At 61.9% G+C, this 11,623-nt stretch carries 10 protein-coding genes; 8 read left to right on the forward strand and 2 right to left on the reverse strand.

What is annotated here, in order from left to right:
• The first annotated feature begins 79 nt into the window (after window positions 1–79).
• The gene (gene phnE / locus K7H94_RS07385; protein ID WP_058757354.1) at window positions 80–943 is read left to right on the forward strand and encodes a phosphonate ABC transporter, permease protein PhnE; all 864 of its coding nucleotides are present in this window, start codon (window positions 80–82) and stop codon (window positions 941–943) included.
• Complete coding sequence (gene phnE, locus K7H94_RS07390; protein ID WP_166720682.1) at window positions 940–1,824, forward strand: phosphonate ABC transporter, permease protein PhnE; 885 nt, start codon at window positions 940–942, stop codon at window positions 1,822–1,824. Before phnE (K7H94_RS07385) ends, phnE (K7H94_RS07390) begins: the two co-directional genes overlap by 4 nt.
• On the opposite strand, the gene K7H94_RS07395 is transcribed toward phnE (K7H94_RS07390), so the two are convergent.
• Window positions 1,778–4,363 (reverse strand): ATP-binding protein, encoded by a 2,586-nt coding sequence (locus tag K7H94_RS07395; RefSeq protein ID WP_211727283.1) that lies wholly within the window; start codon window positions 4,361–4,363, stop codon window positions 1,778–1,780. The genes phnE (K7H94_RS07390) and K7H94_RS07395 overlap by 47 nt on opposite strands.
• Before the next feature lie 144 nt (window positions 4,364–4,507).
• Here K7H94_RS07395 and K7H94_RS07400 point away from each other — a divergent pair, with 144 nt between their 5' ends.
• The 6 genes from K7H94_RS07400 to K7H94_RS07425 all read left to right on the forward strand — a co-directional run bounded on the left by K7H94_RS07400 (window position 4,508) and on the right by K7H94_RS07425 (window position 10,811).
• Window positions 4,508–6,013 (forward strand): sugar ABC transporter ATP-binding protein, encoded by a 1,506-nt coding sequence (locus K7H94_RS07400; RefSeq protein ID WP_222951889.1) that lies wholly within the window; start codon window positions 4,508–4,510, stop codon window positions 6,011–6,013.
• 10 nt (window positions 6,014–6,023) lie between these two features.
• Window positions 6,024–7,007, forward strand: coding sequence for an ABC transporter permease subunit (locus K7H94_RS07405; RefSeq protein ID WP_021509811.1), 984 nt, complete (start codon window positions 6,024–6,026; stop codon window positions 7,005–7,007).
• A gap of 198 nt (window positions 7,008–7,205) precedes the next feature.
• Complete coding sequence (locus tag K7H94_RS07410; protein WP_058757358.1) at window positions 7,206–8,144, forward strand: ABC transporter substrate-binding protein; 939 nt, start codon at window positions 7,206–7,208, stop codon at window positions 8,142–8,144.
• Window positions 8,145–8,200: 56 nt separating this feature from the next.
• Window positions 8,201–8,884, forward strand: coding sequence for a D-lyxose/D-mannose isomerase (locus K7H94_RS07415; RefSeq protein ID WP_222951890.1), 684 nt, complete (start codon window positions 8,201–8,203; stop codon window positions 8,882–8,884).
• A gap of 12 nt (window positions 8,885–8,896) precedes the next feature.
• Window positions 8,897–9,757, forward strand: coding sequence for a ketose 1,6-bisphosphate aldolase (locus K7H94_RS07420; RefSeq protein WP_058757359.1), 861 nt, complete (start codon window positions 8,897–8,899; stop codon window positions 9,755–9,757).
• Between the two features lies 1 nt (window position 9,758).
• The gene (locus tag K7H94_RS07425; RefSeq protein ID WP_222951891.1) at window positions 9,759–10,811 is read left to right on the forward strand and encodes a carbohydrate kinase family protein; all 1,053 of its coding nucleotides are present in this window, start codon (window positions 9,759–9,761) and stop codon (window positions 10,809–10,811) included.
• Here K7H94_RS07425 and K7H94_RS07430 read toward each other — a convergent pair.
• A complete protein-coding gene (locus K7H94_RS07430; protein ID WP_104188831.1) occupies window positions 10,748–11,494 on the reverse strand; it encodes a response regulator in 747 nt (248 codons plus the stop codon). The two genes, K7H94_RS07425 and K7H94_RS07430, sit on opposite strands and share 64 nt — an antisense overlap.
• Window positions 11,495–11,623: the final 129 nt, after the last annotated feature.

Here is an 11,623-nt window from a genome sequence, read left to right on the forward strand (position 1 = left end):
ACGCCATGCAGACAATATTGTAGGGTCGCCATTTATGGCGACCTGATTACCCTGCTGGCATCAACAAAGGATCTCACCCTTGACCGATTTCGAACACTACTACCAACGTATTCGCCGCCAGCAAAAGCGCGACACGCTGCTGTGGTCGCTGCTGCTGGTGGCGCTCTATCTCGCGGCCGGCAACGTGGCGGAATTCAACCTGGTCACGGTCTGGCAATCGCTGCCTCACTTCTTTGACTACATCGGCGCGACGCTGCCGGTGCTGCACCTGCCGCTGCTGTTCGCGGACGTCAAAACCGAGGGTTCGCTGGCTTACTGGGGCTATCGCCTGCACTTTCAGCTGCCGCTGATCTGGGAAACCCTGCAGCTGGCGCTGTCCTCCACCCTGATTGCAGTGCTGATAGCCGCCGTGCTGGCGTTTTTCGCCGCTGATAACACCCAGACACCGCGCAGCCTGCGCATGGCGATTCGCGCCTTTGTTGCCTTCCTGCGCACCATGCCGGAGCTGGCGTGGGCGGTAATGTTCGTGATGGCGTTCGGCATCGGTGCTATCCCCGGCTTTCTGGCGCTGGCACTGCACACCATCGGCAGCCTGACCAAACTGTTCTACGAATCAATTGAGAGCGCCTCCGACAAACCGGTGCGCGGTCTCGCCGCCTGTGGTGCCAGCAAGCTGCAGCGTATGCGCTTCGCCTTCTGGCCGCAGGTGAAACCGACCTTTCTCTCCTACAGCTTTATGCGGCTGGAAATTAATTTCCGCTCCTCCACCATCCTCGGGCTGGTGGGCGCGGGCGGCATCGGTCAGGAGCTGATGACCAACATCAAACTGGATCGCTACGATCAGGTCAGCATGACGCTGCTGCTGATCATCGTGGTGGTGTCGCTGCTGGATACGCTATCCGGCTGGCTGCGCCGCCGTGTGGTAGAAGGAGACGTAAAATGATCGCCTTAGCGCCCGACGTGGCGAAACTGAAACAGCAGCACGCTGCACTGTTTGCCGCGCAACATCGTTACCTGCGGCGCATCGCGCTGATTGCACTGGCGCTGGTGCTCTACTATCTGTTCTTCTTCAGCGTGTTCGGCATCGACTGGCAGCGCTTTGTCATCGGCTGCCAGCAGCTCGGACGCTATTTCCTGCGCATGTTCGTCTGGCAGGATTTCGTCAACTGGCCGTTTGGCTACTATTTCTCGCAGGTCGGCATCACGCTGGCTATCGTGTTTGCCGGCACGCTCACCGCCACCGTCATCGCGCTGCCGGTCTCCTTTCTGGCGGCGCGCAATGTGATGCACGATCCGCTGACGCGGCCGATATCGCTGCTGGTGCGCCGGCTGCTGGATGTGCTGCGCGGCATCGACATGGCCATCTGGGGATTGATCTTCGTGCGGGCGGTAGGCATGGGGCCGCTGGCCGGGGTGCTGGCGATTGTGATGCAGGACATCGGCCTGCTGGGCAAGCTGTATGCCGAAGGGCATGAAGCGGTTGAACGCTCACCCAGTCGCGGCCTGAGCGCAGTGGGGGCCAACAGCCTGCAAAAACACCGTTACGGCATTTTTACCCAATCGTTTCCCACCTTTCTCGCGCTGAGTCTGTATCAGATTGAGTCCAACACCCGCTCGGCGGCGGTGCTGGGCTTTGTCGGCGCCGGTGGCGTCGGGCTGGTCTACGCCGAAAACATGCGCCTGTGGAACTGGGATGTAGTGATGTTTCTCACCGTGATTCTGGTGGTGGTGGTGATGGTGATGGACGCCATCTCCAGCCGGTTGCGTAAACGCTACATCACCGGGAAAGGGGTGCCGCTGTGGCAGCCTGCCGCGCGCGACTGAGCCGTTCGCTGCGCTGCCAGGCGCGCTCCAGCGCCTGCACCAGCTGCGCCTGCTGCCAGGGTTTCGCCAGCCGTTCACACAGCGGTAGCGTCACCGGCGTCTGGCGCAGATCCTGACCGCTGATCAGCAGGGTGGCCAGCTGTGGCCACTGCTGCTGCGCCTGACGAATCACATCCGCACCGTTCAGAGCGCCCGGCAGCATCAGGTCACTGATCAGCAGATCGATATCCGGCGTCTGGCGCAGCAGAGTCAGCGCGCTCTCGCCGTCAGCACACTCCAGCGTCAGATAACCCAGCTGATGCAGATGTTCGCACAGCGTCTGGCGCACCGCCGGCTCGTCATCCAGCACCAGTATCAGGCGATCGCGGCTGGCACGCGGCGTCAGCACCGGCGCGCTCACCAGCGGCTGCGCGGCTTCCGGCGCGCGCGGCAGCAGCAGACGCACCGTGGTGCCCTGGCCCGGCGCGGTCTCCAGTTCGATCTGTCCGCCGGACTGGCGCACAAATCCGTACACCATCGACAGCCCCAGCCCGCTGCCGCTGCCGGTGGCTTTGGTGGTAAAGAAGGGTTCAAACACCTGTTCCCGCACCTCGGCGGACATGCCGCAGCCGTGGTCAATCACTTCAATGGTGACGCGGTCGCGCTTGCCATCGGCCTCCTGAATTCGCTGATTCCAGATGCGCAGGCGGATCTCGCCGCTCTGGCGCTCCATGGCATCGCGCGCGTTCACCACCAGATTCATCAGGGCGTTCTCCAGCTGGCCGGCATCAATCCACGCCGGCCAGCCGGGGCGCTGCGCATCCACCACCAGATGCTGGCCGGGCAGCAGGGAGTGCTGCAGCAGCGACTGCAGATTTTCCACCAGTTCCACCACCGCAACGGCACGCGGATAAAGCGCCTGTTTGCGTGAGAAGGCCAGCAGGCGCTGCGTCAGCTGAGCGGCGCGATCGGCGGCCAGCCGCGCGCGCTCAATGCGGCTGGCCAGCGTGCCGGGCGGCAGCTGATCGACGGTCAGCGCCAGGCTGCCGATGATCACCGCCAGCAAATTATTGAAATCGTGCGCCAGGCCGCCGGTCAGCTGACCGACCGCTTTCATCTTCTGGCTGTGCAGCAGTGCCGCTTCCAGCGCCTTACGTGAGGTGCGCTCCAGCACCGTGTTGACCATGCCGCGCCGCGGCACCGGGCTGAAGCGCAGTTCCAGCGTGCGGCCATCCGGTAACCTCACTTCCTGCGCGTCGTGCAGGCTGCCGAGCTGCACATCGACGCGATCGAGCAAACGCTGATAGTGCATGCCGCGATGCAGCTCGCGTGGTGCGAAGCCCAGCAGTTCGGCATACTGCGCATTCCACACCACCAGTTGACCGCTGTTATCAAACAGCGCGAAGCCGTCGCGCATGGCGAGGAAGGTCGATTCCAGCTGGTTACTTTTCTCTTTCAGTAGCTGCGAGGTGTGGGCCAGCGAAGCGGTGTTGCGGGCGAACACGTTAAAGGCGCGCGCCAGATCGCCCAGCTCATCGCGCCGTGCCAGGCCGGGCACGCTGACGCTTTTCTCCCCCTGCGCCAGCCGCGTCATGGCGTGCGCGATGGCGGTAAGGCTGGAGCCAAGATTGCGGTAGATGTAGTAACCGGCGTAACCGGTAATCAGCAGCGCCAGCAGCATAAACAGACCGATGAAACCGATGATTGAATCCAGTTCCTGATGGGCGGTGGCGCTGCGCGCATCGCTCTGCTGCGCCACCAGCTGAACGTAGTGGGTGATGTCTTCGTTGAGCATCGCCACCAGCGCCTTGATGCGATAGGTGGCGTAGGCGATGGCGATGTCACTCTGTTCCAGCTGACCGGCCACCGGCAGCAGCTGCTGGCTGGTGCTGACCAGCCGCGCGCGCTGCATCGCCAGCACGCCCTGCAGCGGCAGCGCAGACCAGATCGGCAGCACGCTGTTGAGCTGTTGCACTGCGGCCTGCGGCGTGGCGGACTGAATTGCCACGGTTAACAGCGCGGCCGTCTGCTGGCGCAGCGGCAGAAACGCGCCGTCGCTGGCCAGCAGGTCGATACGGTTGAGCAGCAGCTGCGCCTGCCACAGGCCGCTGAGCATCACGTTACGCTGTAAATGGCGCTGATGCCCCTCCAGCAGCAGCTGGCTGATGCTTTGCTCCAGCATCTGGCTGCGTTCGCGGATGCGTGCCAGCAGCGCCGGCTGCTGTGCGGCCAGCGGCGCGCTGGCCAGCTGACTCAGCGACTGCTGCAGCGCCTGCTGAGTCTGCTGCAGACGCGCCGATTCGCTCTGGTATTCGAGCGCGCCCACCACCTGCGCCAGCCGCACCGCAGCGATGGCGACATTGGCCGTATCACGCGCCAGCGCCAGGCTGCCGTTCATGTCGGCCAGCGTTTGTGCCTGCGCCTGCTCCTGAATGTGACCGGCGTGGCGAAAACCGAAAATAGCCACCAGGCTCACCGCCAGCGTAACGCTCACCACCAGCAGATTAAACATCAGCAGGCGCCCGCGCGCGCCGGCGTGCCAGTGCAGACTGTGACTCATTGCTGCTGCTCCTCACCGCTCAACTCCGGCGAGTATAGAAGCGTGCCCGGGGCGCAATATGACAAATATGAACGGCGTCTGACATTTTCCATTTATCTGGCGTTGCTTAACTCGCGGCTATCCACTGGCAGCAGGAGCCTGAAGATGGCGGCGACACCGATATTAGAAATGCGGGCAATTACCCGGCGCTTCGGCAGCTTCTATGCGCTGAAAGGCGTCGACCTGACCGTCTGGCCGGGTGAAGTGCACGCGCTGATGGGCGAAAACGGTGCCGGTAAAAGTACCTTAATGAAGATTCTGGCCGGCGCGTATACCGCCAGCAGCGGGGAAATTCTTATCGATGGTCAACCCTACACCATCAGAGGCCCGAAAGAGGCGCTGGCGGCAGGGATCACCCTGATTTATCAGGAAATCAACCTGGCACCGAATCTGACGGTGGCAGAGAACATCTTTCTCGGCAGTGAAATTTCCCGTGGCGGGCTGGTGAAGCGTCGCCAGATGGCGGAAGAAGCGCAGCAGGTGATTAACCGCCTTGGCGCGCAGTTCAGCGCCACCGATCTGGTGAGCCGCCTGAGCATCGCCGAGCAGCAGCAGGTGGAAATTGCCCGCGCGCTGCATCGCAACAGCCGCATCCTGGTGATGGACGAACCCACCGCTGCGCTCTCGAATCGCGAAACCGAACAGCTGTTTGCGCTTATCAAACGCCTGCGCAGCGAAGGCATGGCGATCATCTACATCAGCCACCGCATGGCAGAAGTGTATGAACTCTCCGATCGCGTCAGCGTGCTGCGCGACGGCCAGTACGTCGGCAGCCTGACGCGCGAACAGCTGAACGCCAGCGAACTGGTGCGCATGATGGTCGGCCGTCCGCTTAGCGATCTGTTCAACAAAGATCGCGCCATTAGCTTCGGCGATATTCGTCTGGCGGTAAATCATCTGACCGACAACCGCAAAGTGCATCCCTGCAGCCTGGCGGTGCGCGCCGGGGAGATTGTCGGGCTGGCCGGGCTGGTCGGTGCCGGCCGCAGCGAGCTGGCGCAGCTGATTTTTGGTGTGCATCAGCCAGCCGGCGGGGAAATCTGGATCGACGGTGAAAAAGTACAGATTCACTCGCCACGAGACGCCATTGCGCGCGGCATCGGTTTCCTTACCGAAAACCGCAAAGAGCAGGGGCTGTTTCTGGAACTGGCGGCGCAGGAAAACATCGTGATGGCCACGCTTGAGCGCGATGCCAGCTACGGCCTGCTTAACCGGCGCAAAGGGCAGAAGATCGCCAGCGAGGCGATTCAATCACTTAATATCCGCGTGCCGCACGCCCAGGTGCGCGCTGGCGGCTTATCCGGCGGCAACCAGCAGAAGCTGCTGATTTCGCGCTGGGTATCGATAGCGCCGCGCATCCTGATTCTGGATGAGCCGACGCGCGGCGTGGATGTCGGCGCCAAGAGTGAAATCTACCGCATGATGAACCAGATGGCGCAGCAGGGGGTGGCAATTTTGATGATCTCCAGCGAGCTGCCGGAAGTGGTGGGTATGAGCGACCGCGTGTACGTGATGCGCGAAGGCACCATCGCCGGCGAGCTGAGCGGCGAGCAGATTAGCCAGGAAAACATAATGACACTGGCCACCGGCGCGCAGCCGGTCCAGGCCTGAGGAGACGGGAATGACCAGTGAAACCGCACGCGTAAAAAGTCCAACGCTAAAACGTGCGTTGATGAGTGACCTGCTGCAAACCGTGGGTATCTTGCCGATTCTGATCCTGATCGTGGCGGTATTTGGCTTTGTCGCCCCGAACTTTTTTACCGAAGCTAACCTGCTGAATATCACGCGTCAGGCCTCCATCAACATTGTGCTGGCGGCGGGCATGACGTTTGTCATTCTCACCGGCGGCATTGACCTGTCGGTTGGCTCAATGCTGGGTACCACGGCGGTGGTGGCGATGGTGGTGTCGCTCGATCCGGCGTTTGCCGGGCTGACCATCCCCGCCGCGCTCGGAGCCGGGCTGATCATGGGGCTGTTCAACGGCATTCTGGTCGCCTGGGCGGGCCTGCCGCCGTTTATCGTCACGCTGGGCACCTATACCGCGCTGCGCGGGGCGGCCTATCTGCTGGCTAACGGCACCACGGTGATCAACTCGGATATCAACTTTGAGTGGATAGGCAACGGTTATCTCGGCCCGATCCCGTGGCTGATTATCATTGCCTTTGCGGTGATTGCGCTGTGCTGGTTTATTTTGCGTCGCACCACGCTTGGCGTGCACATCTATGCGGTGGGCGGCAACATGCAGGCAGCGCGCCTGACCGGCATCAAAGTGGGTGCGGTGCTGGTGTTTGTCTACGCCATGAGCGGTCTGCTGTCCGGGCTGGGTGGCCTGATGAGCGCATCGCGGTTGTACAGCGCTAACGGCAACCTTGGCGTGGGCTATGAGCTGGACGCGATCGCCGCGGTGATTCTGGGCGGGACCAGCTTTGTCGGCGGCATTGGCACCATTACCGGCACGCTGATTGGCGCGCTGATTATCGCCACGCTGAACAACGGCATGACGCTGATGGGCGTGTCGTACTTCTGGCAGCTGGTGATTAAGGGCGGGGTGATCATTATTGCGGTGCTGATCGATAAGTACCGTACGCGGCATCACGTGGGGTGAGGGGCGGGCGCTGGCTTTGGCCCTCACCCCAACCCTCTCCCGCTTGCGGGAGAGGGGGCTGTCCGGAGCGAAGAGGTAACTAACGTGCTTCACCTGAACACCATGCTGAACGGTTCCCTCTCCCGCGGGCGGGAGAGGGCCAGGGTGAGGGCAAAGGCAATCAGGGCATAAAACCAAAAAAGCAGGAGAACATCGACTATGCGTTTTAATCCGATTATCACCGGACTGCTGGCCGCGACGCTGTTCAGTGCGCCATTTGTGCAGGCCAAAGAACTGAAATCCATCGGCGTGACGGTGGGCGATCTGGCTAACCCGTTCTTCGTCCAGATCACCAAAGGGGCGGAGCTCAAGGCGCGTCAGCTGGCGGGCGATAAGGTCAACGTGACGCTGGTCTCCAGCGGCTATGATCTTGGCCAGCAGGTAGCGCAGATTGACAACTTCATTGCCGCTAAAGTGGACATGATCATCCTCAACGCTGCCGACTCCAAAGGCATCGCGCCGGCGGTGAAGCGTGCGCGTGATGCCGGCATCGTGGTAGTGGCGGTGGACGTGGCCGCGGACGGTGCCAATGCCACCATCACCTCTGACAACACCCAGGCCGGGGCCATGGCCTGTAAATACATCTCCGACCGCCTGAAAGCCAAAGGCAACGTGGTCATCATCAACGGACCACCGGTGTCAGCGGTGCAGAACCGCGTGGAAGGCTGCATGAATGAGCTGAAAACCCACCCGGATATCAAACTGCTCTCTTACAACCAGAACGCCAAAGGCAGTCGCGAAGGCGGACTGGAAGTGATGACCGGTCTGCTGTCGGCCAATCCGAAGATTGATGCCGTGTTCGCCATCAACGATCCTACCGCTATCGGTGCCGATCTGGCGGCGAAACAGGCGCAGCGTAGCGAATTCTTTATCGTCGGCGTCGATGGATCGCCAGACGGCGAAGAGGCGCTGAAGCGCAAAGGCTCGCTGTTTGTCGCGACACCAGCCCAGGATCCGCAGGTGATGGCGGCCAAAGCGGTTGAGATTGGCTATGACATCCTGCAGGGCAAGCCAGCGCCGGATAAGCCGGTGCTGATTCCGGTAACGCTGATCGATCGTAACAATGTCAGCAGCTACAAAGGCTGGACGGTGAAATAAGCCACACGGGCGTCGCGGTGCACATGCGCGCCGCGACGCCCGCCGGAGATGCAGCTATGCAACGTTCCGAAGTTAACGCGATTTTGCAACTGACCCGTGAATTCTTTCTGCGGCAGGATGTGCATCTGCCGCCGTGGGCCGATTACGGTCTCAGCCAGTGGCGTGCGCTGGACACCTCAGCCGCTGCCGAACTGCTGGCGCTGCACCTCGGCTGGGATGTCACCAGTTTTGGTGCCGATGATTTCAGCCAGACCGGCCTGACGCTGTTTACCCTGCGCAACGGTTCACGCGGCGGACAACCGTGGGGCAAACCGTATGCGGAGAAGATCATGCACGTGCGCGAAGGGCAGGTGACGCCGATGCATTATCATCCGCAAAAAATGGAAGACATTATCAACCGCGGCGGTGGCAACCTGATTGTCACGCTACACAATCGCGACGGCGATCGGCTGGCGGATTCGCCGGTACAGGTCACGCTGGATGGCATCCGCCAGACTCATGCCGCCGGCTCCCAGCTGCGGCTATCACCGGGCGAGAGCGTCACGTTACTGCCCGGTGTCTGGCACAGCTTCTGGGGCGAAACCGGCTACGGCGATGTGCTGGTGGGCGAAGTCTCCATGCCCAATGACGATGAGCACGACAACGTCTTTCTTACCCCGCTGGCGCGCTTTAATCCGATTGATGAGGATGAAGCGCCGCGCTGGCTGCTGTGTAACGAATATCACCGCTGGCTGGCATAACAGGAGTGTTCCATGGCACTGATCTCTCTGGCGCAGGGCCTCGCCCATGCGCAGCAGCACGGTTACGCGCTCGGCGCGTTCAACGTTCTCGACACCCACTTTCTGCGCGCGCTGTTCCATGCGGCGGAGCAGCAGCGTTCACCGTTTATCATCAACATTGCCGAGGTGCATTTTAAATACGTCAGCCTGGAACCGCTGATCGCCGCTATCCGTGCCGAAGCGGCGCTGCACGCCATCCCGGTGGTGCTCAACCTCGATCACGGCCTGCATTTTGATGCGGTGATGCAGGCGATTCGTCTCGGCTTCACCTCGGTAATGTTCGATGGTTCAACCCTGAGCTATGACGAGAACATTCGCCAGACGCGGGAAGTGGTGAAGATGTGCCACGCGCTGGGCATTTCGGTCGAGGCTGAGCTGGGCGCCGTGGGCGGCGATGAGGGTGGCGCGCTGTTTGGCGAAGCGGACAGTAATAAATTCACCGACCCGGCGCTGGCGGCGGAATTTGTCCAGGCAACCGGCATCGACTGCCTCGCAGTGGCCATCGGCAACGCGCACGGCAAATACAAAGGCGAGCCAAAGCTGGATTTTGACCGTCTGGCGGCGATTCGCGCAGCGGCCGGCATTCCGCTGGTACTGCACGGCGGTTCCGGCATCAGCGACGCCGATTTCCGTCGCGCCATCAGCCTCGGCATTCACAAAATCAACTTCTACACCGGGATGTCGCAGGCGGCGCTCGGGGCGATTGAAACGCAAATCACCCAGCGCGACGCGCGCTACGACTCTTTTGCCGAACTGTTAATGGCGGTTGAACGCGACATCGCCAGCGTTGTGGCCCAGCAGATGCAGGTGTTTGGCAGCGCCGGGAGGGCCTGACATGGCAGCACGCAACGGCATTCTGGCGGCGGGTAATATGCTGGTGGATCACGTGCAGCGCATCAGCCACTGGCCAGAACAGGGCTGGCTGGCCGAAATTAGCCACAGCGAGAAATGCAGCGGCGGGGCGGCGCTGAATGTGCTGTTTACCCTGGCGCGCATGCAGGTCGGTCTGCCGCTGGCCGCCGTGGGGATGCTGGGCGAGGACAGCGACGGCGATTACCTGCTGCAGCTGCTGGATGAACATCGTGTGGATCGTCAGCACGTGCAGCGCACCGGTGCGGCAGCCACGGCGATGACGCAGGTGATGACCGCGCCGGACGGTCAGCGTACCTTTTTTCACGCGCGCGGGGCCAATGCGCAGCTCGATGTGGCGCACTTCGCTCACCTCGCCACCGCGCACCGCATCTTCCACCTCGGCTATCTGCTGTTACTGGATAAGCTCGATCAGCCCGATGCGCAGTATGGTACCCGCAGCGCCCGGCTGCTGGCGGAGATGCAGCAGCGCGGCTATCTCACCTCGCTCGATCTGGTTTCGCGCGCCGGCGAGTATCAGGCGCTGGTGAAGCCGGCACTGCGCTGGCTCGATTATCTGGTGATTAACGAACTGGAAGCGCAGGCGCTCACCGGCATCGAGCTGCGCAGCAGTGGCACGCTGGCGTCACCGGCGGCGTTTGCTGCGGCGGCACGCTGGCTGCTGGCGCAGGGCGTGCGCCAGCGCGTGGTAATTCATGCACCGGAAGGCGCCTGGGGCCAGCAGTCAGCGGGCGACGGCCTGTGGCAGTCCGCCTGGTGCTTAGCGGCAGAGGAGATTGTCGGCAGCGTCGGGGCGGGCGATGCCTTCTGCGCCGGCGTGCTCTACGCCAGCCATCAAAACTACAACCTGCAGCAGACGTTAAAACTGGCCCATACCTGCGCCAGCTTTAATCTGCATGCGGCCAACGCGCTGGACGGCATCCGGCCACTGAGCGAGATGCAGCGCTGGATGAATCAGGCGATTTGCGTTTCGCGCGCCGCGGCGGACGGGCGCATCACATCGGCGGAAAAAACATAGCCCAGTCCGCGAATGGTGCGGATCAGGATCGGCTGATGCGGATTAGCCTCGATTTTGCGTCTGAGGCGCATGATCAACACATCAATGGTGCGATCGAACACGTCGAGGCTCTCGCTGTGGGTCAGCTCCAGCAGCTGGTCGCGCGTCAGGACCTTACGCGCGTGGCCGACCAGCGCGCGCAGCAGGCTGTATTCGCCCTGGGTGAGCGGTACGCTTTCACGCTGCGGATTGAACAGCTGACAACGCACATCATCCAGCCGCCAGCCATTAAACTGCCAGCCGTCATCAATCACCGTTTCCGGCTGCGCCAGTCGCCCGCAGCGGCGTAGCGCCGCACGGGCCCGCGCCACCACCACGCGGGGATTAAAGGGTTTGGCGATATAGTCGTCGGCGCCCATCTCCAGCCCAACCACCATATCGGCTTCCGATCCCATGCCGGTCAGCATGATCACCAGCAGCTCAGGGCGCTGACGCTGCATCTGCTGTAATACCAGCAGGCCGTTGGTATCGGGCAGCATCATATCCAGCATCACCAGGGAGATTTCCGGATGCTGCGCCAGCAGCGCCAGGGCGTCGCGCCCCTGATGACAGCTATAAACGGTAAACACATGTTCGCTCAGCACATCGTGCAGCAATTCGCAGATGGCACGATCATCATCAACGACCAGAATCGCGGGCTTCATTGCACTGCCTCTTTTGTTGCGAAAGGGTTAAACGCAGTGTAACCCGGCGTTTTTAAGCTGCTGAAACGCGCAGCAGAAACGTGAGCGCCATCGCCTGGCAGAGTGTGAAAGCGTGCGTTACCGCAATAT

The sequence above is a fragment of the Pantoea dispersa genome, from assembly GCF_019890955.1.
Lineage (GTDB): Bacteria > Pseudomonadota > Gammaproteobacteria > Enterobacterales > Enterobacteriaceae > Pantoea > Pantoea dispersa.